The 23,059-nt window shown below is 72.2% G+C and carries 22 protein-coding genes; 7 read left to right on the plus strand and 15 right to left on the minus strand.

From position 1 onward, the window contains the following. Nucleotides 1-274: 274 nt before the first annotated feature. The 8 genes from ACZ4VI_RS03490 to ACZ4VI_RS03525 all read right to left on the minus strand — a co-directional run bounded on the left by ACZ4VI_RS03490 (nt 275) and on the right by ACZ4VI_RS03525 (nt 8,003). On the minus strand, nt 275-928 hold the full coding sequence (locus ACZ4VI_RS03490) for a TetR/AcrR family transcriptional regulator (RefSeq protein WP_467996185.1): 654 nt from the start codon (nt 926-928) through the stop codon (nt 275-277). 116 nt (nt 929-1,044) lie between these two features. Next, complete coding sequence (locus tag ACZ4VI_RS03495; protein ID WP_467996187.1) at nt 1,045-1,830, minus strand: ABC transporter ATP-binding protein; 786 nt, start codon at nt 1,828-1,830, stop codon at nt 1,045-1,047. Then, nucleotides 1,823-2,752: an ABC transporter permease gene (locus tag ACZ4VI_RS03500; RefSeq protein ID WP_467996188.1), complete on the minus strand. Its 930-nt coding sequence runs from the start codon at nt 2,750-2,752 to the stop codon at nt 1,823-1,825. Before ACZ4VI_RS03500 ends, ACZ4VI_RS03495 begins: the two co-directional genes overlap by 8 nt. A 48-nt stretch (nt 2,753-2,800) precedes the next feature. Continuing rightward, nucleotides 2,801-3,679 carry a glycosyltransferase family 2 protein gene (locus ACZ4VI_RS03505; RefSeq protein ID WP_467996289.1) on the minus strand — a complete coding sequence of 293 codons (879 nt, stop codon included), beginning with the start codon at nt 3,677-3,679 and terminating at the stop codon, nt 2,801-2,803. A 17-nt stretch (nt 3,680-3,696) separates the two neighbouring features. Then, complete coding sequence (locus tag ACZ4VI_RS03510) at nt 3,697-4,476, minus strand: CDP-alcohol phosphatidyltransferase family protein (protein WP_467996189.1); 780 nt, start codon at nt 4,474-4,476, stop codon at nt 3,697-3,699. Next, on the minus strand, nt 4,454-5,515 hold the full coding sequence (locus ACZ4VI_RS03515; protein ID WP_467996191.1) for an iron-containing alcohol dehydrogenase family protein: 1,062 nt from the start codon (nt 5,513-5,515) through the stop codon (nt 4,454-4,456). The genes ACZ4VI_RS03510 and ACZ4VI_RS03515 overlap by 23 nt, the downstream gene beginning before the upstream one ends. Further along, a complete protein-coding gene (locus ACZ4VI_RS03520; protein WP_467996192.1) occupies nt 5,503-6,240 on the minus strand; it encodes a phosphocholine cytidylyltransferase family protein in 738 nt (245 codons plus the stop codon). The genes ACZ4VI_RS03515 and ACZ4VI_RS03520 overlap by 13 nt, the downstream gene beginning before the upstream one ends. Next, a complete protein-coding gene (locus ACZ4VI_RS03525) occupies nt 6,237-8,003 on the minus strand; it encodes a DUF5941 domain-containing protein (RefSeq protein ID WP_467996291.1) in 1,767 nt (588 codons plus the stop codon). Before ACZ4VI_RS03525 ends, ACZ4VI_RS03520 begins: the two co-directional genes overlap by 4 nt. A gap of 463 nt (nt 8,004-8,466) precedes the next feature. On the opposite strand from ACZ4VI_RS03525, the gene ACZ4VI_RS03530 reads away from it, so the two are divergent. The 3 genes from ACZ4VI_RS03530 (at nt 8,467) to idi (ending at nt 11,578) form a co-directional block, all read left to right on the plus strand. Beyond that, on the plus strand, nt 8,467-9,408 hold the full coding sequence (locus tag ACZ4VI_RS03530; protein ID WP_467996194.1) for a cation diffusion facilitator family transporter: 942 nt from the start codon (nt 8,467-8,469) through the stop codon (nt 9,406-9,408). Between the two features lie 170 nt (nt 9,409-9,578). Beyond that, complete coding sequence (locus ACZ4VI_RS03535) at nt 9,579-10,826, plus strand: GNAT family N-acetyltransferase (protein ID WP_467996196.1); 1,248 nt, start codon at nt 9,579-9,581, stop codon at nt 10,824-10,826. A gap of 143 nt (nt 10,827-10,969) precedes the next feature. Next, entirely contained in the window at nt 10,970-11,578 is a 609-nt protein-coding gene (gene idi, locus ACZ4VI_RS03540; RefSeq protein ID WP_467996198.1) for an isopentenyl-diphosphate Delta-isomerase, read from the plus strand. On the opposite strand, the gene ACZ4VI_RS03545 is transcribed toward idi, so the two are convergent. Together ACZ4VI_RS03545 and ACZ4VI_RS03550 are read right to left on the minus strand one after the other, a co-directional pair. After that, nucleotides 11,544-12,080: an ATP-binding protein gene (locus ACZ4VI_RS03545; RefSeq protein WP_467996200.1), complete on the minus strand. Its 537-nt coding sequence runs from the start codon at nt 12,078-12,080 to the stop codon at nt 11,544-11,546. The two genes, idi and ACZ4VI_RS03545, sit on opposite strands and share 35 nt — an antisense overlap. 130 nt (nt 12,081-12,210) lie before the next feature. After that, the gene (locus ACZ4VI_RS03550) at nt 12,211-12,840 is read right to left on the minus strand and encodes an HdeD family acid-resistance protein (protein ID WP_467996201.1); all 630 of its coding nucleotides are present in this window, start codon (nt 12,838-12,840) and stop codon (nt 12,211-12,213) included. A gap of 64 nt (nt 12,841-12,904) precedes the next feature. Between ACZ4VI_RS03550 and ACZ4VI_RS03555 the strand changes: the two genes are divergently transcribed. Then, on the plus strand, nt 12,905-13,657 hold the full coding sequence (locus ACZ4VI_RS03555; protein WP_467996202.1) for an enoyl-CoA hydratase/isomerase family protein: 753 nt from the start codon (nt 12,905-12,907) through the stop codon (nt 13,655-13,657). A 7-nt stretch (nt 13,658-13,664) separates the two neighbouring features. On the opposite strand, the gene ACZ4VI_RS03560 is transcribed toward ACZ4VI_RS03555, so the two are convergent. Further along, nucleotides 13,665-14,309 carry a DJ-1/PfpI family protein gene (locus ACZ4VI_RS03560; protein WP_467996204.1) on the minus strand — a complete coding sequence of 215 codons (645 nt, stop codon included), beginning with the start codon at nt 14,307-14,309 and terminating at the stop codon, nt 13,665-13,667. A 13-nt stretch (nt 14,310-14,322) separates the two neighbouring features. Further along, nucleotides 14,323-15,300, minus strand: a complete 978-nt coding sequence (locus ACZ4VI_RS03565) for a GlxA family transcriptional regulator (protein ID WP_467996206.1) — start codon at nt 15,298-15,300, stop codon at nt 14,323-14,325. A gap of 114 nt (nt 15,301-15,414) precedes the next feature. On the opposite strand from ACZ4VI_RS03565, the gene ACZ4VI_RS03570 reads away from it, so the two are divergent. Beyond that, on the plus strand, nt 15,415-16,278 hold the full coding sequence (locus tag ACZ4VI_RS03570) for an SCO6745 family protein (RefSeq protein ID WP_467996208.1): 864 nt from the start codon (nt 15,415-15,417) through the stop codon (nt 16,276-16,278). A 140-nt stretch (nt 16,279-16,418) separates the two neighbouring features. Continuing rightward, entirely contained in the window at nt 16,419-18,794 is a 2,376-nt protein-coding gene (locus ACZ4VI_RS03575; protein WP_467996210.1) for a Tex family protein, read from the plus strand. Nucleotides 18,795-19,131: 337 nt separating this feature from the next. On the opposite strand, the gene ACZ4VI_RS03580 is transcribed toward ACZ4VI_RS03575, so the two are convergent. From ACZ4VI_RS03580 to ACZ4VI_RS03590, 3 genes are read right to left on the minus strand one after another with little or no spacing between them, the layout of a single operon-like run. Next, nucleotides 19,132-19,539: a hypothetical protein gene (locus tag ACZ4VI_RS03580; protein ID WP_467996211.1), complete on the minus strand. Its 408-nt coding sequence runs from the start codon at nt 19,537-19,539 to the stop codon at nt 19,132-19,134. Next, nucleotides 19,536-20,264: a 2-phosphosulfolactate phosphatase gene (locus ACZ4VI_RS03585; RefSeq protein ID WP_467996213.1), complete on the minus strand. Its 729-nt coding sequence runs from the start codon at nt 20,262-20,264 to the stop codon at nt 19,536-19,538. Before ACZ4VI_RS03585 ends, ACZ4VI_RS03580 begins: the two co-directional genes overlap by 4 nt. Beyond that, a complete protein-coding gene (locus ACZ4VI_RS03590; protein ID WP_467996215.1) occupies nt 20,264-21,901 on the minus strand; it encodes an ABC-F family ATP-binding cassette domain-containing protein in 1,638 nt (545 codons plus the stop codon). Before ACZ4VI_RS03590 ends, ACZ4VI_RS03585 begins: the two co-directional genes overlap by 1 nt. A 73-nt stretch (nt 21,902-21,974) precedes the next feature. Between ACZ4VI_RS03590 and ACZ4VI_RS03595 the strand changes: the two genes are divergently transcribed. After that, entirely contained in the window at nt 21,975-22,931 is a 957-nt protein-coding gene (locus ACZ4VI_RS03595; RefSeq protein WP_467996217.1) for an FAD-dependent oxidoreductase, read from the plus strand. The last annotated feature ends 128 nt before the right edge of the window (nt 22,932-23,059 follow it).

Genomic DNA, 23,059 nt, shown 5'->3' on the forward strand with positions numbered 1-23,059 from the left:
TGGAGATTTCGCGTCATGGCCGTCATATCTCCTGTTCTACACTGCCGATCCAATCCATCCTATTTCGGACACGCCACCGGTCTCCCCTGAGGGCTCGCCGCCTGACGGCCGGGGATGCCTAGGGGTTATCGCCCCACTTGCCACGAATCAGCACCGGTACAGCTTACGTTGTACAACGCTGAGTGCCGCGTCGGGGTGCCGGGCGCCCGGCGAAAAACATCGCCGGGCGCGCCAACCTTCCCGGACGAAGCGGTAGTTCGCGTTCCGGCGGCCTTCAGTCGGCACGGGCGCCGGAGACCACCAGGGCCAGGGTGGACTCGACGACGGCGGCGCGGCGCTGCTCCGGGAGGCGGCCGAGCGGGCCGTCGAGCAGCAGGAGTGACAGTCCGTGCACGGCCGACCATGTGGCGGCCTCGGCGGCGGGCCGGGCGCGGCGCGGGATGCGGCCGGCCTTCGCCAGGGCGTTCAGTGCCTCCGTGAGCAGGGCGAACGCGCGGATCTCGGGTTCCTGCTCGGCGGGCCGGCCGGGCGGCGGCCAGGTGTCGCCGCAGGCCGGGCCGGGGGTGCAGAAGGCCGCCCGGTAGAGGCCGGGCTGGTCCACGGCGAAGCCGACGTAGCCGCGGCCGAGGGCGGCGAGGCGCAGCTCGGCGGCGACGGTGGGGTCGTCGGCGCCGGGGACGCGGTCGGCGGCGCGCTCCATGGACTCGGCGAGCGCCCGCTGGGCGTGGATCTTGACGGCCCGGAGCAGCTCGCCGCGGCCCTCGAAGTGCCGGTACGCGGCGGTGGGCGAGACACCGACCCGGCGGGCCGCCTCGCGCAGCACGACACGTTCGGGACCGCCTTCGGTGGCGAGGTCGACGGCGGCGCAGATCAGCGCGTTGCGCAGGTCGCCGTGGTGGTAGGACTTTCCCCCCGAGAACGCTGCCATGGGCTCATCCTGCCCGATGTTGACCGCATGAACATTCCAGGTGGGGGCGCGACGCGGCGCGGAGAACGCGAAAGCCCCCGCCGGCTCGGCGGGGGCCTTCGTACACGGTTCGGGGGTTACCTCGCGGTCTCGCGCTCGTACGCCCGCAGGACTTCCTCCGTGGGCCCGTCCATGAGGAGCTCGCCCTTCTCCAGCCACAGGACGCGGTCGCAGGTGTCCCTGATCGACTTGTTGCTGTGGCTGACCAGGAAGACCGTGCCGGCCTCCTTGCGGAGCTCGCGGATGCGCTCCTCGGAGCGGATCTGGAACCTGCGGTCACCGGTCGCGAGCGCCTCGTCGATCATGAGGACGTCGTGGTTCTTGGCGGCCGCGATGGCGAAGCGGAGCCGGGCGCCCATGCCGGAGGAGTACGTCCGCATGGGCAGGCTGATGAAGTCGCCCTTCTCGTTGATGCCCGAGAAGTCGACGATCCCCTCGTAGCGCTCGCGGATCTCCTCCTTGCTCATGCCCATGGCGAGGCCGCCGAGGATCACGTTGCGCTCGCCGGTGAGGTCGTTCATCAGCGCCGCGTTGACGCCGAGGAGCGAGGGCTGGCCGTCGGTGTAGACCTTGCCGCTCTCGGTGGGGAGCAGTCCGGCGATGGCGCGCAGCAGGGTGGACTTGCCGGAGCCGTTGCTGCCGATGAGGCCGATGGCCTCACCGCGGTAGGCGGTGAAGGTGACGCCGCGCACCGCGTGCACCTTGCGGACGCCGCGGGTGACCTCGGCCTTGCCGCGGCCGACGATCCGGCTGAGCGCCGCGGTGGCGCTGCCCTTGCCGCCGCCACCGGTGTTGACCCGGTAGACGATGTGGACCTCGTCGGCGATGACGGTGGGAACACGTCCCGGGGTGGATTCAGCCACGGCCGTACCTCTCCTCGGCCTTCCAGAAGTAGACGAAGCCGCCGATGCCGATCGCCAGCGCCCAGCCCAGTGCCGCCAGCCAGACGTGCGACGGCAGGTTGGCGGAGCTGTAGCCGTCGATCAGGGCGAACCGGATCAGGTCCATGTAGAGGGCCGCCGGGTTGTACATGAGGACGTCGGCGATCCAGGCCGGCTTGTCCGCGAGCATCACCGGGATCGAGAACATCACGCCGGAGGCGTACATCCAGGTGCGCATGACGAACGGCATCAGCTGGGCGAGGTCGGGCGTCTTTGCACCCATCCTGGCCATGATCATGGCGAGACCGACGTTGAACACGAACTGCAGGAACAGCGCCGGAACCACGAGCAACCAGCTCAGTGACGGGTAGCTGCCGAAGGCGATCGCGACGGCCGCCAGCACGATCATGGAGAACAGCAGCTGCTGGAGCTGCTGGAGCGCGAAGGAGACGGGCAGCGAGGCCCGCGGGAAGTGCAGGGCACGGACGAGCCCGAGGTTGCCCGAGATCGCCCGCACGCCCGCCATCACCGAGCTCTGGGTGAAGGTGAACACGAAGATCCCGGTCACCAGGAACGGGATGTACACCTCGGTCCTCATGCCCTGGCCGGCGCCCAGGATCAGCCCGAAGATCAGGAAGTAGACAGCCGCGTTCAGCAGCGGGGTCGCCACCTGCCATATCTGACCGAGCTTCGCCTGGCTGTACTGCGCCGTCAGCTTCGCCGAGGAGAAGGCGAGGATGAAGTGGCGGCGTCCCCAGAGCTGCCGGATGTACTCGAAGAACCCGGGCCGGGCGCCGCTGACCGACAGTCCGTACTTCGCGGCCAGCTCGGCCGGGGTCAGGCCGTCGTCGGCGGATGGCGGGGCGCTCGTCGCGACCGCACCGTGGTGGGTTGTGTCACTCACAGGTCGAAACTTTCGTATTCAGATGCGCGGCAGGTCAGGCAGCACTGGTCAGACGACGGGCGGGCGTCCCAGTCGGGTCAGCCGCCACACCGTACGCCATTTCATGGGCCGGCGCGGTCCGCAGGGGGTGGCCCAGCCTTCCCGGAAACCGCCGATCCACGCCTTGAGGGCGGGGCCGGAGGGACGCCGCGCGAGGGTCAGCAGCAGCCAGACACCGAGATAGACCGGAACCAGGAGAGCGGGGAGGTTGCGCCGGGCCAGCCATACCCGGTTGCGGGCCACGTTGAAGTGGTACGTCGCGTGCCGGGACGGTGGCGTGGTGGGGTGGAGCAGCACCATGTCGGAACGGTAGTCGATCATCCAGTTGGCGTCGAGCGCCCGCCAGGCCAGATCGGTCTCCTCGTGCGCGTAGAAGAACTCGTCCGGCAGGCCGCCGACTTCGTCGAGGACCCGCGTGCGGACGGCGTTCGCGCCGCCGAGGAACGTGGTCACGCGCGAGGACCGCATCGGGTCGGCGGCGCGCAGCCTGGGCACGTGCCGGCGCTGCGTGAGACCGGTGTCGGGGTCCGCGATCCGGAAGCTGATGATGCCGAGGCGCGGGTCGGTGGCGAACGCCTCGCGGACCAGTTCCGCGGTGTCCGTGCGGGCCAGCAGACCGTCGTCGTCAAGGAAGAGCAGGGCGTCCACGGGTCCGCAGGGGCCCTCGGGGCCGAAGGCCTCGATGCCGACGTTACGGCCGCCGGGGATGCCCAGGTTCTCGGGCAGGTCGATGGTGTGGACGCCCTCGGGCACCCCCGTCACGGGGGCGCCGTTGCCGACGACGACGACCTCGACCGGGTCGCCCTCCTGCTTGGCCACCGACTCCAGCAGCGCGCGCAGGTCGTCGGGCCGGTTGCCCATGGTGATGATGACGGCACCGAGCTTCATCGCCGTGCTCACGCTCCTCACTTCAGCCGGCTCGACGCCAGGATCGACACCAGGTGCAGCAGCGTCTGGAGGAGCGCGATGCCCGCGAGGACCGCGACGCCGAGGCGGGTGAAGAACAGGTCGCCGCGGACCGCGTCGAGAATCGCCAGGACCAGGATCAGCAGGGACGCCTCGATCCCGAGGACCAGGCGGTGGAACTTCAGCGCCGAGGCCGCCCTGCGGGCGAGGGCCATGCCGGAGGAGCGGGGCTCGCTCGCCGCCTCCTTGACGGGCGGCAGTCCGCCCTGGTGGCGGGCGACGCCGACGAGGTCGGTCTCCGCCTTGATGAGGATGGCGCCGAGCGCGGCGAGGGTGCCGAGGAAGGCCCACAGCCAGTCGATACGGCCGCTGCCCCACAGGTCGGCGGCGCGCAGGCCGAAACCGACCAGGACCGCGGCGTCGCAGAGGTACGCGCCGACCCGGTCCAGGTACACGCCGCCCAGCGAGAACTGCTGCTTCCAGCGGGCGACCTCGCCGTCGACGCAGTCGAGCAGCAGATAGAGCTGCACCGCGACGACACCGAGGACGGCGCCCCAGATGCCCGGCACGAGCAGGGCCGGGGCCGCGAGCACGCCGCAGAGCGTCATCACGTACGTCAGCTGGTTCGGCGTGACATTCGTGGTGACCAGGCGGCGGGTGATGCGCAGCGAGATCTCCCGCATGTACAGGCGGCCGCCCCAGTGCTCTCCGCTGCGCCGGTCCTTCACACCCGCCGGGTGCACGACAGGACGGAGCTCAGCTACCGATGGCTTTTGCATAGTCGGCGTACGCGTCCCTGATCTGGTCGTCGGAGAGGTCGAGGTGTTCGAGGATCGTGAAGCGGCCGGGACGGGTCTGCGGGGCGAAGGACACGGCCCGGACGAACTCGTCCACGCCGAAGCCCATCTCCTGGGGCGTCACGGGCAGGCCGTGGCGGCGCAGCGTCTCGACGATCTGGAGCGAGCCCTCGGCGGCACCGCGCAGGTGCATCGCGAAGGCAGCGCCGAGGCCGCACTGCTCGCCGTGGCTGGCGGCGCGCTCGGGGTACAGCAGATCGAAGGCGTGGCTGATCTCGTGGCAGGCGCCGGAGGAGGGCCGGCTGTCACCACTGATCGACATGGCAATGCCGGACATCACCAGGCCCTCGGAGAGCGTGACGAGGAAGTCGTCGTCGCCGATGCCGCCGGGGTGGCGGAGCACCGCCTCGCCGGCGCTGCGGGCCATCGCCGCGGCGAGGCCGTCGACCGGCTCGCCGGTCACGCGGTGCGAGAGCTCCCAGTCCGCGATGGCGGACAGGTTGGAGACCGCGTCACCGATCCCGGAGCGGACGAAGCGCACCGGGGCGTCCCGGATCACGTCCAGGTCGACGACCAGCGCGATCGGGGTCGGCACCCCGTAGGAACCGCGCCCGTTGTCGTTGTCCAGGGTCGAGATCGGCGAGCAGATGCCGTCGTGCGACAGGTTCGTGGCGATGGCGACCAGCGGCAGGCCCACCCGGGCCGCCGCGTACTTGGTCACATCGATGATCTTGCCGCCGCCCAGGGCGACCACCGCGTCGTACCGCTTGCCGCGCATGGCGTCGGCGAGCTTCACGGCCGCGTCGATCGTGCCGCCGTCGACCGGGTACCAGTCGGCTCCGGGCAGCTCGGGGGCGAAGTGGTCACGCAGCTTCAGGCCGGAGCCGCCGCTGATGGCGACGGCGATCCGGCCGTTGCTGGAGATCCGCTGGTCGGCGAGGAGCGTGGAGAGGTCCTCCATCGCTCCCCGGCGGATGTCGACGACGACCGGCGACGGGATGAGCCGGGTCAGTACAGGCACGCGATGTCACGGCCCTTCGCCAGGTCGTCGTGGTTGTCGATCTCGACCCACTTGACGTCGCCGATGGGGGCCACGTCGATGGTGAAGCCGTCGTCGACGAGCTTCTGGTAGCCGTCCTCGTAGTAGAGGTCAGGGTCGCGCTCGAAGGTGGCCTGAAGGGCGTCGGCGAGCGCCTCGGCGGCCTCGGGCTCGATGAGCGTGACACCGATGTACTCGCCGGTGGCGGTGGCCGGGTCCATCAGCTTGGTGATCTTCCGGACGCCCTTGCCGTCGGCGGTGATGACCTTCATCTCCTCGTCGGCGAGGGACTTCACCGTGTCGAGGGCGAGGATGATCTTCTGACCGTCGCCGCGCGCGGCGAGCAGGGTCTTCTCGACGGAGACCGGGTGGACGGTGTCGCCGTTGGCGAGGATCACACCGCGCTTGAGAACCTCACGGGCGCACCACAGGGAGTACGCGTTGTTCCACTCCTCGGCCTTGTCGTTGTCGATCAGCGTGATCGACAGGCCGTACTGGGCCTCCAGGGCCTCCTTGCGCGCGTACACGGCCTCCTTGCGGTAGCCGACGACGATGGCGACCTCGGTGAGGCCGACCTCCGCGAAGTTCTTCAGCGTGAGGTCGAGGACGGTGGTGTCACCGTCGACAGGCACGAGGGCCTTCGGAAGCGTGTCGGTGTAGGGGCGCAGACGCCGTCCGGCACCGGCTGCCAGTACGAGGCCAATCATGCTGTTTCTCCTTCGTCATGTACGGCGGGTGCTCCGGAGGACACCCAGAAGCGGATGGACTCCACGAGCACCACGAGCGCGACGGCGACCGCGAGGGCGGTGAGCGCCAGGGTGAAGTCATTGACCCGGCTCGCGAGCAGCGCGGCGAGGACCGTCACCAGCAACACGCGGCCCTCGTGACCGCCGATCGTGCGCACCAGCCATGCGGGCGGCGCGCCGGTGCCGCCGCGGATGCGGTACACCGTGTCGTAGTGATGGTAGGCGACGGCCGCCACGAGCCCGTAAGCCGCGGGCAGGGCGCCGTTCACCTCGGAACGGGCGGCGAGGATGAGGATCGTGGCGTATTCCGCGGCGCGGAAGACGGGGGGCACGAGCCAGTCGAGGGGGCCCTTGAGAGGCTGGGCGACGGCGAACCCGGACATCACCGCATAGGCGACGGCGCCGGCGACCGCGACCCAGGGATCGCCCTCGGCCAGCGCCGCGGCGAGCGCGGCGACGGCCACGAGCGCCTTCACGAGCGGCGCGTACCCGTAGAACCGGGTGTTCGGGTTACGGAGCTTCGCGACGGCCTCGGCGATCGGGCCGGAGTCCGCCAGGTCCGCCAGCGCCTGGGCCGCCCGGTCCGTCCGCTGCGCCCTGCGGGTCAGGGAGCGCAGGACGCGGCCGGCGAGGGTGTAGCACGCGCCGAACGCGCAGCCGATGATCAGCGCCCAGAAGACGATCCGCGGGGTGGTGACGGCGGTGAGGACCGCGATCATGGCCCAGCGTTCGCCGATCGGCAGGATGATCATGCGGCGGACCCAGACGGTCCAGCCGACGCTGTCGAGCCGGCTGGAGAGGGCCGCGGTGGGGCTGGTGTTCGCCGTGGCGTCGTGGTTGGCCTCGTTGAACGAGAAGTCCACGACATGGCGGCAGGTCATCAGGACCATCGCGCCGAGCGCGAGCGCCCATACATCGTCCCCGTTCCGCGCGGCGCCGAGGACGAGGCCCGCGTAGAAGGCGTACTCCTTGGCGCGGTCGAAGGTGGCGTCGAGCCAGGCGCCCATCGTCGAGTACTGCAGGGAGTAGCGGGCGAGCTGCCCGTCGGTGCAGTCCAGGACGAAGGAGACGAGGAGGAGGACACCGGCGGCGATGTATCCGCCGCGTGCGCCCGTGGCGGCGCAGCCGGCCGCGATCAGGGCGGTGAGCAGCGAGGCCGTGGTGACCTGGTTGGGGGTGAGACCGCGCCGGGCGCACCAGCGGGCGATGTAGCGCGAGTACGGGCTGACGCAGAAGGTGGTGAAGAAGCCGTCGTGGGCCTTCACGGCGGAGCGCAGCCGTACGGCCTCCTCGTCGACGGCCGCGACGGCGGCGCGGGCCTCGTGGCGGGCCTCGGCGTCGGTCGGTACGGCTGCGACGAGCGTGCCGAGCTGGGGCCGGTGCACGGCGACGCCGTCGGCGTCGAGCGCCTCGGCGAGGGTGTCGGGCAGGGTCTCGTCGGTGGCCGTGGGTGCGGAGGGGGCCGGGGCGCCGGGCACCGAGGCGTACGCGTCGGTCAGCGCGCGCGCGAGTGCCGGGCGGGCCTCGGGCTGCGCGGTGAGCGCGCCGGGCGCGGCGGCGGCGGGGAAGCGGGGGTCGGTGAGGGCCAGGCGCAGTGCGTGGAGGTGTCCGACGAAGCGCGGGTCGACGACGGCGACCCGCTCACCTGCCGGTACGGCGGCGAGCAGCGCGCCCGTGTCCTGCGGGCCGGAGGCGACGCGTACGTCGAAGCCCAGCGACCGCAGATCGCCGTCGAGCGACGATCCGGGTACCGGCGGACCGGTGAGGATGGCGGTCGACAGACGAACTCACTCCTTGGAGCTGACGGGCGGGCCCTCGGGGCCCATGTCACGGCCCCGGGCACGGCGGCTCGGCCCGGCATCGGGCGGCGGCACGTCGGCTGAGGCTATCGGATGAACGAGGGCGGGAGTTCATCGAGGCTTCGCGGTGCGGACTCCCCCGGGCCCACTCGTATCCGCCCGAGTGCGCGACGCCCCGCGGAGATCATCATGGGCGTTCGACCCGCCGCCCCACAAACCGCGGCTCCCCGGTTGCTCCGCCCCACGGTCGCACACCCTCTTGGCGTATCCGCATCACCGCAGGTCAGATGTTATGACAACGGTGTTCAGTGCCGTGTTGCGCATACCCCCCACCCGTAGTTCACTTGCGACTCGGGGCACGGGAGACGACCGAGGGAGAGGGCACGTCATGGGGGCTGGACACGACCACGGGCACAGTCACGGCGGGCCGCCGCCCACGGGGACGGCTGCCGCGGCCTACCGGGGCCGGCTGCGGATCGCGCTCGCGATCACGCTGTCCGTGATGGTGGTCGAGATCATCGGCGGCATCGTGGCGGACTCGCTCGCGCTGATCGCCGACGCGGCCCACATGGCGACCGACGCGGTCGGTCTCGCCATGGCGCTGCTCGCGATCCACTTCGCCAACCGCCCGCCCACGGAGAGCCGCACCTACGGCTTCGCACGGGCCGAGATCCTCGCCGCGCTGGCCAACTGCCTTCTTCTGCTCGGCGTCGGCACCTATGTGCTGTACGAGGCGATCCAGCGGTTCATCGAGCCGGCCGAGACCAGGGGCGGACTGACCATCGCGTTCGCCCTGGTCGGCCTGGTCGCCAACATGATCTCGCTCTCACTCCTGGTCCGCGGCCAGAAGGAGAGCCTCAACGTGCGCGGCGCCTATCTGGAGGTGCTCGCAGACGCGCTCGGCTCGGTGACGGTCCTGGTCTCGGCGGGCATCATCCTGGCCACCGACTGGCAGTACGCCGACCCGATCGCCTCGATCCTGATCGGCCTGATGATCGTGCCGCGCACGGTCAAGCTGCTGCGCGAGACCCTGAACGTCCTCCTGGAGGCGGCCCCCAAGGGCGTCGACATGGCGGAGGTCCGGGCGCACATACTGGCGCTGCCGGGCGTCGAGGACGTCCACGACCTGCACGCCTGGACGATCACGTCCGGGATGCCGGTGCTCTCCGCGCATGTGGTGGTGGACCAGGCGGCGCTGGACTCGGTGGGCCACGAGAAGATGCTGCACGACCTCCAGGGCTGCCTCGGTTCCCACTTCGACGTGGAGCACTGCACCTTCCAGCTGGAGCCGGCCGGTCACGCCGCGCACGAGGCGAAGCTCTGCCTGTGACTGTTAGCCTTCTCGCACAGACGTGAGGCGTGGAGAGGAGCTGAGGTTGATGACCGTCGCGATGGAGGCTGCCCAGTGCGGCAGCGCCCGGTCCTCCCTCAGCTTCCGGGTTTCCGGCTGACCTGACGTTCCACGTCGGCCGGGGCCCTCTCACACAAGGGTTTCCCACGTTGTCCGACAACGCTCTGTACACCGCTTTCTTCGCCCTGCACCACGGTCTTCCGCGGCAGGGTCCTGGCTCCGACTCCACCACCCGTCGTCTGCTCGCGGCCTCCGGTCCGCTCCCCGAGCGGCCGCGTGTGCTCGACCTGGGCTGCGGGCCCGGCCGTTCCGCGCTGCTCCTGGCCGCCGAGGCCGGGGCCGAGGTGACGGCCGTCGATCTGCACGAGCCGTTCCTGGACGAGCTGCGGCAGGCCGCCGCCGCCCGCGGGCACGGCGACCGTGTCGTCACGCTCAACGCCGACATGGGCGAACTGCCGTTCCCCAACGGATCCTTCGATCTGGTCTGGGCCGAGAGCTCGGCCTACAACCTCGGCTTCGACACCGCCCTGCGCTCCTGGCGCCGGCTCCTTGCACCCGGAGGCACTCTGGTGCTCACCGAGTGCGAGTGGACGGTGGACGAGCCGAGCCAGGAGGCCCGCGCCTTCTGGGACCAGCACTACGCGCTCCGTACCACCGCCGGGAACACCGCGGCGGCGGTCGAGGCCGGCTACCACGTCCTCGGGGTCGTCCCGCAGCCCGAGAGCGACTGGGACGAGTACTACGGTCCGCTGGCCGCGCACGTCGAGGCCGCGGACCCCACCGCTCCCGGGATGGCCGAGGCGCTCGCCTCGACCCGGGCGGAACTCGCCATGCGCCGCGACCACGGCGGCGAGTACGGCTACACCGGGTACGTCCTGCGGCCCGCCGACACCCGGTGGCGGACGCGGGTGGAGACCGCCGCCGACATCCCTCGCGTACGGGAGATCAACGCGGCCGCCTTCGCCACGGCGGAGGAGGCCGGACTGGTCGACGCCCTCCGTGCGGACCCCGGGGCGTGGCTGCCCGGTCTGTCGTACGTGGCCGAGGCCCCGGACGGCACCGTGGCGGCGTACGCGCTGATCACCCGGTGTCTGGTCGACGACGTTCCGGCGGCGGCGCTCGGTCCGGTCGCCGTCGATCCGGCGTACCAGCGGCAGGGCGCCGGGGAGGCCGTCGTGCGGGCCGTCCTCGACGCGGCGCGGCTGCGCGGAGAGCGGCTCGTGCTGGTGCTCGGCCATCCGGAGTACTACCCGCGGTTCGGGTTCGTACGGGCGTCCGCGTATGGAATCAAGCCGTCCTTCGAGGTTCCGGACGAGGCCATGATGGCGCTCGACCTGGCCGGTTCCGGCCAGGTCGAACCGGGCACGATCCGCTATCCGGCGGCCTTCGGCGTCTGACGCTCCGCCCGCTCCCGCCGCACCGGGTGTACTCCGGTGTGGTGGGAGCGGGCCATGTCCGGCCGCTCAAGGTACGGACAAGTGGCTCTTGTGCGGCAGACTGAGGGAGCCCCACCGGGCCGAGACCGAAGCGAAGGACGGTTATGCCGACCACAACAGCCAGCGTGGCTCACAGCTCGTCGAACGGCGTCCAGCCGACCGCAGTCCAGGCGTCGATCATGCTCGAACTGGTCGACGAGAACGGCATCACCATCGGGACGGCGGAGAAGCTCGCCGCCCACCAGGCGCCGGGCCGACTGCACCGGGCGTTCTCCGTCTTCCTCTTCGACGAGTCGGGCCGGCTGCTGCTCCAGCAGCGCGCGCTCGGCAAGTACCACTCCCCCGGCGTCTGGTCGAACACCTGCTGCGGCCACCCGTACCCGGGCGAGGCGCCGATGGCCGCCGCGGCCCGGCGCACGTACGAGGAGCTGGGGATCTCGCCCACGCTGCTCGCCGAGGCGGGCACGGTCCGCTACAACCACCCGGACCCGGCCTCGGGCCTGGTGGAGCAGGAGTACAACCACCTCTTCGTCGGCTTGGTCCAGGCCGACCTGCAGCCGGACCCGGAGGAGGTCGAGGCGACCGCCTTCGTGACGGCGGAGGAGCTGGCGGAGCGGCACGCGACCGCGCCGTTCTCCGCGTGGTTCATGACCGTCCTGGACGCGGCGCGTCCGGCGATCAGGGAGCTGACGGGTCCGGCCGGGGGCTGGTGATCCCGGGCGCCGCCGTGGGCAGTCCTTCCGGCGCCGGACCCGGCGCCGGAAGCCGCGGGACCAGGGGCAGCGCGGCCCAGATGATCTTTCCGCCGCTCGCGGTGTGCTCCACGTCGCAGGCCCCGCCGGACTCCAGTGCGATCTCCCGGACCAGGAGCAGCCCGCGGCCGCCTGTCTGTCCGTAGTCCGCCTCCAGCGCCTTGGGGCGGTACGGATGGTTGTCCTCGACGGACACCCGGATCCACTCCGCGCCGATCGCCACCTCCACCGCCACCTGCGGGGAGAGCAGCGCCGCGTGCTTGACGGCGTTGGTGACCAGCTCCGACACGATCAGGAGCAGGCCCTGGACCGTGTCCTCGTGGACCGGTACACCCTGACGGATCAGCAGGTCCCGTACGGCGTGCCGGGCCTGCGGAACGGAGACGTCGACCGCGGGAGCGGTGAAGCGCCAGACCCCTTCGTAGGACGGTGGCCGTGCGGGGACGCTCCCCCGGCTCTCCATAGTCCGGCTCCCACCCTCGTGCTCGATTGTCGCCACGAGTCAAGTCTTGGTAATCGGCAGGTCCGGACCGGGCTACTGACCAGAAGTCGACGCTTATCGACCGCATTCTGATCGGGTGAGTATGCCAACGTCAGTTGTTCGACTGCTCCTGATCTTCTTCTGACTTCTTCGGAGGGCCGGGCGGAGGCGGCGGCGCGACCATCCCGACGATCTGCCGGCCGCCGACCCCAAGGGCGATCAGGCCGAGCCCGTCGAAGAGCAGGGCGAGCGAGAAGAAGGTACCGATAACGTACCGGCTGCTGTCCGGCCAGTCGCCGAGGACCAGGATTCCCAGGATCACTCCGATGACGCCCTGCAGCAGCGTCCAGCCGAACTGCGGACCGCGCACCACCACGCTGCCCACCAGCCGGAAGACACCGCCGGTGAGGAAGAGCAGCGCGGCGAACATCGTCAGCGCCTCGGCCGATCCCTCCGGATGGCGGATGACGACCACGCCGGCCGCGATGTTCAGTGCCGCGACGACCACGGCGAGCCAGAAGAAGCCGGTGCCCCGCGACTCGATGGCGTGCAGCAGGCCGACGACACCGCCGATGAGCAGCAGCCAGCCGAAGAGCAGCATCGAGGTGAGGGTGGCCACACCGGTGTAGATCAGACCGACGAGGCCGGCGACGACGAGCAGCACACCGAGTGCGGTGAGCCAGCCGAAGCTGCGGCTGAGCTTCCTGCCCTCGCGTACGGGGTCGTGGGAATCCCGGGCCATGGCGCCTCCTCCTCGGACCCCCTTCTTGATCGTACGGTCGGGGTGCCCGGATAGCATCCGGCGCATGGAGCCCACCGAACCGCAGCTGAAGGTCGCCGTCGCCGACGAGGTCGCCACCCTCGTCATCTCCAACCCGGCCAAGCGCAACGCGATGACGGCCGCGATGTGGCGGGCCCTGCCCGGACTGCTCGCACCGCTCGCCGCCGACCCGGCGGTCCGCGCACTGGTCCTCACGGGGGACGGCGAGACCTTTTGCGCGGGCGCGGACATCTCGACGCTCAGGGAGCCCGGCGACGAGCAGCAGGCGCTCGCTGTGCGGGCCGAGGAGGCGCTCGCCGCCTTCCCCAAGCCGACGCTGGCCGCCGTCCGCGGCTATTGCGTGGGCGGCGGCAGCCAGCTCGCGGCGGCCTGCGATCTGAGGTTCGCGGAGGAGGGAGCGCGGTTCGGGGTCACGCCGTCGAAGCTCGGGATCGTCTACCCCTCCTCGTCCACCCGGCGCCTCGCCGCTCTGGTGGGGCCCGCCGCCGCCAAGTACCTGCTTTTCTCGGGGGAGTTGATCGACACCGAGCGCGCGCTGCGCACCGGCCTGGTCGACGAGGTCCTACTGGCCGGCGAACTGGACAAGCGGGTGGGCGAGTTCACCCGGGTCCTGGTCTCGCGCTCGCTGCTGACCCAGGCGGCGGCCAAGGAGTTCGCGGACGGGCGCACGGACCGGGACGCGTACTGGGCGGAGCGGGCGCGCGGCAGCGGCGACACCGCGGAAGGGGTCGCCGCCTTCCTGGAGCGCCGCACGCCCCGCTTCACGTACGGGATCTGACCCCTCGTCAGCCCTCTTCGGCGAGAGCCCTCGTGTTCTCGCCGCGCCAGCGGGCGACGATCTCGGCGGGGGCTTTGTGCGGGGAACCCGCGTCGTACGGCGGCTGAGGGTCGTACTCGGTCAGCAGTTGGACCGTCTGCGCAACTTCGTCGCCGGCGATCCGGCCGAGCAGGTGCAGGGCCATGTCGATGCCGGAGGAGACCCCGGCGGCGGTGACGTACTTGCCGTCGAAGACGACCCGTTCGCCGGTGGGTTCGACGCCGAGCGCCCGCAGTTCCTCGTACGCGAGCCAGTGCGTCGTGGCCCGGCGGCCGGCGAGCAGGCCCGCGGCGCCCAGGATCAGGGAACCGGTGCAGACGGAGGTGGTCCAGGTGCTGGTCGCGTCGGCGGTACGGAGCCAGGCGAGGATCTCCGGGTCGTTCATCGCCTCACGCGAGCCGGGGCCGCCGGGGACCAGGACGATGTCGGGGTGCGGCACGTCGGCGAGGGCCTTGTCGGCGATCAGCGCGAGGCTGCCCTGGTCGTTGCGGACCGGGCCCGCCTCCTTGGCGACGAAGACGGTCTCGGCTCCGGGGAGACGGGCGAGGAGTTCGTAGGGGCCGACGGCGTCGAGGGTGGTGAAGCCGTCGTAGAGCAGTACGGCGATCTGCACGGTGCGATTCCTTTCAGCGGGTGGTCTGTGGTGCGCGTGGTACGGGGGCGTGGAAGCGGCGGCGGTACTCCGCCGGGGCGGTGCCCATGGCTTTGACGAAGGCCCGGCGCATGGCCTCGGGCGTGCCGTAGCCGGCCGCCCGCGCGACCTCCTCGACCCCGTCGGACGTCTCCTCCAGGAGCCTGCGCGCGTGTTCGAGCCGGACCCGGTCCACGTACCGGCCCGGGGTCGTACCGGTCTCCGCCCGGAACGCGCGGGCGAAGTGCCGCGGCGACAGCCGGGCACGGGCGGCCAGGGCCTCCACCGACAGGTCCTCACCGGGATGCTCGGTGATCCAGTGCTGGAGGTCGCGCAGGGGCTCGCGGCGGGCGGTCTGGGCGGCGAGCTGGGCGCTGAACTGCGCCTGGTTGCCCGGGCGGCGGAGAAAGACGACCAGCGCGCGGGCGACGGTGAGCGCCGCGTCCCGGCCCAGGTCCTCCTCCACCAGGGCGAGGGCGAGATCGATGCCGGCCGTGACGCCCGCGGAGGTCGACAGTCTGCCGTCCCGTACGAAGATGGGGTCCGGGTCCACGTCCACCTCGGGATAGCAGCGCGCGAGGTGCTCGCAGGCGGCCCAGTGGGTGGTCGCCCGGTGCCCGTCGAGGAGCCCGGCCTCGGCGAGCAGCAGGGCGCCCGTGCAGACGGAGACGAGACGCTCGGCGTGCGGGGCGTTCTCGCGCAGCCAGTCGATCAGCCGCGGATCGGGGCGCCGGGTGCCTTCGCCGCCGGGGACGACCAGGGTGTGCGGGCGGTCCGCGGCCGCGAGCGTGGTGTCGGGCAGGATTCGCAGCCCGCTCTGGCTGCGGACCGGGCCGCCGTCGAGGGAGGCGGTGCGGATCGGGTAGGACGCGCCGCCGAAGTGGCCGGCACCGGCGAACACCTCCAGCGGTCCGGTGACGTCGAGGCTCTGCACTCCGTCGAAGAGGACGAAGAGCACGGGTCGTGTCGTCATGGGATCCATCCTTCGGGGCGGCGCGGGGTGGCCGCAATGACGAAGGTCCCACCTTTTCTGCCATGGGGCTCCGGGGCTACCGGTCGTACCGACCAGTCGGTAACGTGCCGTTCCATGACCTCTCTGCCACCCCGTGCGGGCCGCCGCTGCCACCACATGCTGAACCCGATGCACTCCACGCTGTACTTCTCACCGGATCTGGACACCGAGTTCCGGGCCCTGGGCTTCGAGGACAGGTCGGCCATGCGGCTCGCCGCGCGCAGCGCCGCGATGGGCGCCGTGGGAGCCGGAACCGTGGCCGCGGCCTTCTCCAACTACAACGTCGAGCTGCTGGCCCGGCATCTGCCGGCCGTCTGGGACATCGCCTCGCCGGCAGAGGTGGTGGACGCGCGGCTGCGGGCCGTGGACAGCACGATGCGCCGTCTCCTCGGCGAGGAGACGATCGCCTCGGCCGAGATGGCGGAGGCCGCCGAGCTCGCCCTGCGTGCCACCGAGGCCTGCACCCGGCACTCCCGGCCGCTCTACTCGGCCCACGCCGACCTGCCGGTCCCGGAGGAACCGCACCTGCGCTACTGGCACGCCGCGACGCTGCTGCGCGAGCACCGGGGCGACGGCCACCTGGCGGCCCTCCTGAGCGCGGACCTCGACCCGCTGGAGGCGATGGTCAGCCACACCGCCACGGGCATGGGCATGAACCCGCGCTGGGCCCTGGGCAGCCGTGGCTGGCAGCGCGCCGACTGGGACGCCGCCGCCGGGCGGCTGCGCGAGCGCGGGCTCCTCGACGCGGACGGCGAGCTCACCCCCGAGGGCACGGCCCTGCGCGACGCGGTGGAGGAGCACACGGACCGCCTGGACTCCGCCCCGTACGAGCACCTGGGTGCGGCCGGGGTCGAGCGTCTGACGGAGCTCGGCAAGGCCTTCCGGAACGCGGCCTTCCTGGCGGGGGCGTTCCCCGCGGACCTCGGCGACAAGGGCTGACGGAATCCGCCGTACCGATGACGGAATCCGCCTCGCCCCGGCCCGGACACGGCCGGGCCGGGGCGCGTGCGGGGTTCCGGAGACGGAAGCGGCAGAATGCACTCGCAAGCTTGAGGCACGAGAAGGCGAGTCGGGACACCGTGACGACGTCCATCGAAGGCAGGATCGCCGAGGAACTCGGCGTACGTGAGCGACAGGTGAGGGCGGCCGTCGAGCTGCTCGACGGCGGCTCGACCGTGCCGTTCATCGCGCGCTACCGCAAGGAAGCGACCGAGATGCTCGACGACGCGCAGCTGCGCACGCTCGAGGAGCGGCTGCGCTATCTGCGGGAGCTGGAGGACCGGCGCAACGCCATCCTCGACTCCGTACGGGAGCAGGGCAAGCTGACGGCCGAGGTGGAGGCGCAGCTGCGGGCCGCCGACACCAAGGCCCGGCTGGAGGACATCTACCTGCCCTTCAAGCCCAAGCGCCGCACCAAGGCGCAGATCGCCCGCGAGGCCGGTCTCGAACCGCTGGCGGAGGGGCTCCTCGCCGACCCGTCGGTGGAGCCGTCCGCGGCCGCCGCGGCGTTCGTGGACGCCGACAAGGGCGTCGCCGACCCGGCCGCCGCCCTGGAGGGCGCCCGCGCCATCCTCGCGGAGCGGTTCTCCGAGGACGCCGACCTGATCGGCGAGCTGCGCGAGCGGATGTGGGGCCGCGGCCGGCTGGCGGCGAAGGTGCGGGAGGGGAAGGAGGAGGCGGGCGCCAAGTTCGCCGACTACTTCGACTTCGCGGAGCCGTTCACCGCGCTCCCCTCGCACCGGATCCTCGCGATGCTGCGCGGCGAGAAGGAGGACGTCCTCAGCCTGGAGCTGGAGCCGGAGGAGCCTTCGGAGACTCATGGACCGTCCTCGTACGAGGGAATCGTCGCCGCGCGCTTCGGTGTGGCCGAGCGGGGACGGCCGGGCGACAAGTGGCTCCTGGACACGGTCCGCTGGGCCTGGCGGACCCGGATCCTGGTCCACCTCGGGATCGACCTGCGGCTGCGGCTGCGGACGGCCGCGGAGGACGAGGCGGTACGGGTCTTCGCAGCGAACCTGCGCGACCTGCTGCTCGCCGCCCCGGCGGGGACGCGGGCGACCCTGGGCCTCGACCCCGGCTTCCGTACGGGTGTCAAGGTGGCCGTGGTCGACGGGACGGGCAAGGTCGTGGCCACCGACACGATCTACCCGCACGTCCCGGCGAACAAGTGGGACGAGTCGCTGGCGAAGCTGGCGCGGCTCGCGAAGGAGCACGCGGTCGAGCTCGTCGCCATCGGCAACGGCACGGCCTCGCGCGAGACGGACAAGCTGGCCGGTGAACTCATCGCCAGGCACCCGGAGTTGAACCTCACCAAGGTGATGGTCTCGGAGGCGGGCGCCTCGGTGTACTCGGCGTCGGCCTTCGCCTCGCAGGAACTGCCGGGCCTGGACGTCTCGTTGCGCGGCGCGGTCTCGATCGCGCGGCGGCTCCAGGACCCGCTGGCCGAGCTGGTGAAGATCGACCCGAAGTCGATCGGCGTCGGGCAGTACCAGCACGACCTGTCCGAGGTGAAGCTCTCGCGCTCGCTGGACGCGGTGGTCGAGGACTGTGTGAACGGCGTCGGCGTCGACGTCAACACCGCGTCCGCGCCACTGCTTTCACGGGTGTCGGGGATCGGCGCGGGCCTCGCCGAGAACATCGTGGCGCACCGCGACGCGAACGGTCCCTTCCGGTCGCGGAAGGCGCTGAAGGACGTGGCGCGGCTCGGGCCGAAGGCGTACGAGCAGTGCGCGGGCTTCCTGCGGATCCGCGGCGGGGACGACCCGCTGGACGGGTCCTCGGTGCACCCGGAGGCGTACCCGGTGGTGCGGCGGATGGTGAAGACGACGGGTGGCGAGGTCGCGTCGCTGATCGGCAACACGGGTGTGCTGCGGTCGCTGCGGGCGGACGACTTCGTGGACGACACCTTCGGTCTGCCGACGGTCACCGACATCCTGCGCGAGCTGGAGAAGCCGGGGCGCGACCCGCGGCCCGCGTTCAAGACGGCGACGTTCAAGGAGGGCGTCGAGAAGATCGGCGACCTGGTGTCGGGGATGGTCCTGGAGGGCGTGGTCACGAACGTGGCGGCGTTCGGGGCGTTCGTGGACATCGGCGTGCATCAGGACGGGCTCGTGCACGTGTCGGCGATGTCGAAGACCTTCGTCAAGGACCCGCGGGACGTGGTGAAGCCGGGTGACGTGGTCCGGGTGAAGGTCCTGGACGTCGACATCCCGCGCAAGCGGATCTCGCTGACGCTGCGGCTGGACGACGAGGCGACGGCGGACGCGGCGGGTGGGGGCGCGCCGCAGCGGGAGCGCCGGGAGCGCGGCGAGCGCGGCGGCCGTCCGCCGCAGCAGCGCCGCGGCCAGTCCCAGGGCTCGGCCGCCCCGGCCCCCGCGAACAGCGCGATGGCGGACGCCCTCCGCAAGGCGGGCCTGCTGAACGAGGGCGGCGGCGGCAAGCGGCGCGGCCGCTGACGCGGAACGGGCCCGGCCTGACGGCCGGGCCCGGTGTTCCCACCCTCCCCCAGAGCTTCGCCTGGGGGTACCCCCATCTCGCTTCGCTCGCCCGTGCAGGTGAATGAACAGAGGTGCGGGCCACCTGGTGGGTGGTGCCCCGCCGTCGGCGACTGCGGGCGGGTGGGCCTTCGGCCCTGAGCGGCCGACGCCCGCGGCTCTCGCGCCCGTCGGGCGCCCTCGGCGCCCGCCACGGCCCCGACGCCTGCCGGCTGGGCTTGAGGCCTCCGCAGGCCCGCCGGGACTCGGCGATGCCGCACGCCTGGGCGTCACGGACTCCGCCGTGACCGCCCGGCCCCTACTCGTTCGGGAGGAACCCGAGGGCCCATTCGGCGCGGTTGGCTACTGTCAGGTCGTCGTCCTCCGTCAGGGGCTCGAGCAGGGCGCGGGAGCGGGTCGGGTCGGACTGGACCAGGTCGACGATCTCCGTGGCCAGGGAGTCCTGGTCGTCGCCGAGGTCGACGGAGGAGGCGCGCAGGAGCGCCGGGAGGGCGTCCGGGCCGCCGATCGCGGCGAGGACGCCGCCGAGGAGCTCCCGGGCGTAGGCGTTGCGCTCGACGAGGGCGCGGTCCATTTCGGCCTGGAGACGCGGCAGGAGCGCCGCGTCGCCCGAGGCGGCGATCTCGTCGGCGAGATCGATGGTCTCGTCGACGTCGGCGTCGAGGTCGTCCAGCATCTCGGTGAGCCGGGTCAGCAGGTCGGTCATGGTGTCTCCTGGAATGCGCCGTCCCTCAGGACGGGGACCGTCTCCGAGGTGTCCGCCTCGGCGGCCACCGCGACGTCCTGCGGATAGCCGTACACGTACAGTTCACGCCCTGAATCGCAGCGGTGCAGCTCCGCCGCGGGATCGTCCGTCGCCTCCCACAGCGTGGCCGCCGCCCGCGCCTCCGGAGACAGGTCGTACGGACCCATGGCGCGCAGGGCCGAAAGGACCGCGCCCGCGCCGAGGAGGTCCTCCAGGGCCGGGCGCAGGGAGCCGTCCGGGTGCCGTTCGCCCGAGGCGATGACCGTCAGGGGGCGGGACTCGGAGCCGTAACCGTGGTGGGCCAGCCAGGCGGCGACGGCCGTGCGGTTGCGGAGCGAGGCGGCGACCACGGTCGCGTCGCCGGCCCCGGCGGCGATCGTGGAGCCGTTCGGGGACGGCAGGACCAGGCGCGGGGTCGGCGGGGCCGCCCGGAGCGCGGCCGGGGAGAGCGTCCACGGTGAATCCGGCGACGCCTCGCTGCGGCCTACCGCAAGCGCCGCGTCGAGCCCGGTCGCGTACGCCACCGCCGTCTCGTCCCTCCAGCGGTACGGGTAGACGGCCGTGCCGGACTCCACCGCCACGCCCACCGACGTCGTGAAGGAGAGGACGTCCACAACGACCAGGCACGCGGCGTCCCGGGCGAGGACGGCGGCCTCCGTCGGGCCCCAGCCGAAGGTGACGCCCATCAGAGTTCGGTCACCTTGCCGGCCGCGACCTCGATGCGGCGGGTCGTGCGGACCGCGTCGAGCATGCGCCGGTCGTGGGTGACCAGGAGCAGCGTGCCGGTGTAGGAGTCGAGCGCGGACTCGAGCTGCTCGATGGCCGGCAGGTCCAGGTGGTTCGTCGGCTCGTCGAGGACGAGGAGGTTGACGCCCCGGCCCTGGAGGAGGGCGAGCGCGGCCCGGGTCCGCTCGCCCGGGGAGAGCGTGGTGGCGGGGCGCAGGACGTGGTCGGCCTTGAGACCGAACTTCGCGAGCAGGGTCCGTACCTCCGCGGGCTCCGTCTCGGGGACGGCCGCGCAGAACGCGTCGAGCAGCGACTCCGAGCCGTGGAAGAGCTTGCGGGCCTGGTCGACCTCGCCGACGACGACGCCCGAGCCGAGCACCGCGTCGCCCGCGTCGAGCGGGAGCCGGCCGAGGAGCGCGGCGAGCAGCGTCGACTTGCCGGCCCCGTTCGCGCCGGTGATCGCGACCCGGTCGGCCCAGTCGATCTGGAGGGTGGCCGGTCCGAAGCTGAAGTCGCCGCGCCGGACCTCGGCCTCGCGCAGGGTCGCCACGACCGAGCCGGAGCGCGGGGCGGCGGCGATCTCCATCCGCAGCTCCCACTCCTTGCGCGGCTCGTCGACGACGTCGAGCCGCTCGATCATGCGCTGCGTCTGCCGGGCCTTCGCCGCCTGCTTCTCGCTCGCCTCGCTGCGGGCGTTGCGTCCCAGCTTGTCGCTGTCGGTGGCCTTGCGGCGGGCGTTCTTGACGCCCTTGTCCATCCAGGAGCGCTGCATGTGGCCGCGTGCCTCCAGGGCGGCCTTCCTGCCCGCGTACTCCTCGTAGCCCTCGCGGGCGTGCCGGCGGGCGGTGTCCCGCTCTTCCAGGTACGCCTCGTAGCCGCCGCCGTAGAGGGTGATCTGCTGCTGGGCGAGGTCGAGTTCGAGGACCTTGGTGACCGTGCGGGTGAGGAACTCGCGGTCGTGGCTGATGACGACCGTGCCGGCGCGCAGCCCCTGGACGAAGGCTTCGAGCCGCTCCAGACCGTCGAGGTCGAGGTCGTTGGTGGGCTCGTCCAGGAGGAAGACGTCGTAGCGGGAGAGGAGGAGGGAGGCGAGTCCGGCGCGGGCGGCCTGGCCGCCGGAGAGGGAGGTCATCGGCTGGTCGAGGCCGACGGTCAGGCCCAGGGAGTCGGCGACCTCCTCGGCCCGCTCGTCCAGGTCGGCTCCGCCGAGGCCGAGCCAGCGCTCCAGGCTCACGGCGTACGCGTCGTCGGCGCCGGGCGCCCCGTCGACCAGGCCCTGGGTGGCCTCGTCCATCGCGGTCTGTGCCGCCGCGACGCCCGTACGGCGGGCCAGGAACTCCCGGACCGTCTCTCCCTCGCGCCGCTCCGGCTCCTGCGGGAGGTGGCCGACGGTGGCGGTGGGCGGCGAGAGCCTCAGCTCGCCCTCCTCGGGGGTGTCGAGCCCGGCGAGCAGCCGCAGCAGGGTCGACTTGCCGGCGCCGTTGACACCGACGAGGCCGATGACGTCGCCGGGGGCGACGACGAGGTCGAGGCCGGCGAAGAGGGAGCGTTCGCCGTGGCCGGCGGCGAGGTCCTTGGCGACGAGAGTGGCAGTCATCAGGAGATGAATCGTAAGCCACCCGCTCCGGGCACCGTGGTGCGCGCCGGACAGGCCCCGGTACCGTCCGTCCATGAGCGACGAGGTGATCGTGGTGGGCGGCGGGGTCATCGGTCTGACGACGGCCCAGACGCTGGCGGAGCGGGGCGCCCGGGTACGGGTGTGGTCGCGGGACCCGGTGACGGAGACGACCTCCGCGGTGGCGGGGGCGCTGTGGTGGCCGTACCGGATCGAGCCGGCGGCGGAGGTCGGCGGCTGGTCCCTGGAGTCGCTGCGGGTGTACGAGAAGCTCGCGGCCGATCCGGTGGCGACGGGGGTACGGCTGGTGGCAGGCGTCCACGCCGACACGGTCCTCGGCGAACTGGGCGACTGGGCGCAGGAGGTGCCGGGGCTACGGCAGTTGGGGGCTCGCGAGGTGCCGGGGCCGTACGAGACGGGTCTCGCGGCCCGGTTGCCGCTGATCGACATGCCGGTCCATCTGGCGTGGCTGCGGGGCCGGTTGGAGGAGGCGGGCGGCGTGCTGGAGCGGCGCACGGTGACCGGTTTCGGGGAGGCGGGGCGGTCGGCGCGGGTGGTGGTGGACTGCGCGGGTCTGGGCGCCGGGGAACTCGTACCGGACGCGCGACTCCGGCCGGTGCGGGGGCAGTTGGTGCTTGTGGAGAACCCGGGGATCGAGGAGTGGTTCACGGCGGCCGACGGGGCGTCGAGCGAGACGACGTACTTCTTCCCGCAGCCCGGGCGGCTGATCCTGGGCGGGACCGCGCAGGAGGGCGACGAACGGCTGGAAGCCGATGAGGCGACGGCGGCGGAGATTGTGGCGCGGTGCGCCCGGATCCGCCCGGAGATCGCCCGCGCTCGGGTCATCGGCCATCGCGTGGGCCTGCGCCCGGCCCGCACGGGCGGGGTCCGCATCGACGTGGAGCCGCTGCCGTCCGGCGGCCGTCTCGTCCACAACTACGGCCACGGCGGCGCGGGCGTCACGGTCGCCTGGGGCTGCGCCCGGAGGGCGGCGGAGCTGGCCTGTGCCTGACTGGCCGGGGGGGGGACCGGCCTCGGCCGGATGCGCCGCGGCTCCGGCCCGATCCTGGGATCGGGGCCGTGGGGACCCTCCCCCAGCCTCCGGCCGGGGGGGGATCCCCATGGCCCGGTCAAAACCAG

Source organism: Streptomyces sp. NPDC029169 (genome assembly GCF_055563935.1).

What these genes read in the sequence shown, in the direction of transcription:
- ACZ4VI_RS03490 (WP_467996185.1), bottom strand. Translation starts at nt 928, where the DNA reads ATGGCAGCGTTCTCGGGGGGAAAGTCCTACCACCACGGCGACCTGCGC.
- ACZ4VI_RS03505 (WP_467996289.1), bottom strand. Translation starts at nt 3,679, where the DNA reads ATGAAGCTCGGTGCCGTCATCATCACCATGGGCAACCGGCCCGACGAC.
- ACZ4VI_RS03510 (WP_467996189.1), bottom strand. Translation starts at nt 4,476, where the DNA reads ATGCAAAAGCCATCGGTAGCTGAGCTCCGTCCTGTCGTGCACCCGGCG.
- ACZ4VI_RS03520 (WP_467996192.1), bottom strand. Translation starts at nt 6,240, where the DNA reads ATGATTGGCCTCGTACTGGCAGCCGGTGCCGGACGGCGTCTGCGCCCC.
- ACZ4VI_RS03530 (WP_467996194.1), top strand. Translation starts at nt 8,467, where the DNA reads ATGGGGGCTGGACACGACCACGGGCACAGTCACGGCGGGCCGCCGCCC.
- idi (WP_467996198.1), top strand. Translation starts at nt 10,970, where the DNA reads ATGCCGACCACAACAGCCAGCGTGGCTCACAGCTCGTCGAACGGCGTC.
- ACZ4VI_RS03545 (WP_467996200.1), bottom strand. Translation starts at nt 12,080, where the DNA reads ATGGAGAGCCGGGGGAGCGTCCCCGCACGGCCACCGTCCTACGAAGGG.
- ACZ4VI_RS03550 (WP_467996201.1), bottom strand. Translation starts at nt 12,840, where the DNA reads ATGGCCCGGGATTCCCACGACCCCGTACGCGAGGGCAGGAAGCTCAGC.
- ACZ4VI_RS03555 (WP_467996202.1), top strand. Translation starts at nt 12,905, where the DNA reads ATGGAGCCCACCGAACCGCAGCTGAAGGTCGCCGTCGCCGACGAGGTC.
- ACZ4VI_RS03565 (WP_467996206.1), bottom strand. Translation starts at nt 15,300, where the DNA reads ATGACGACACGACCCGTGCTCTTCGTCCTCTTCGACGGAGTGCAGAGC.
- ACZ4VI_RS03570 (WP_467996208.1), top strand. Translation starts at nt 15,415, where the DNA reads ATGACCTCTCTGCCACCCCGTGCGGGCCGCCGCTGCCACCACATGCTG.
- ACZ4VI_RS03580 (WP_467996211.1), bottom strand. Translation starts at nt 19,539, where the DNA reads ATGACCGACCTGCTGACCCGGCTCACCGAGATGCTGGACGACCTCGAC.
- ACZ4VI_RS03585 (WP_467996213.1), bottom strand. Translation starts at nt 20,264, where the DNA reads ATGGGCGTCACCTTCGGCTGGGGCCCGACGGAGGCCGCCGTCCTCGCC.
- ACZ4VI_RS03590 (WP_467996215.1), bottom strand. Translation starts at nt 21,901, where the DNA reads ATGACTGCCACTCTCGTCGCCAAGGACCTCGCCGCCGGCCACGGCGAA.
- ACZ4VI_RS03595 (WP_467996217.1), top strand. Translation starts at nt 21,975, where the DNA reads ATGAGCGACGAGGTGATCGTGGTGGGCGGCGGGGTCATCGGTCTGACG.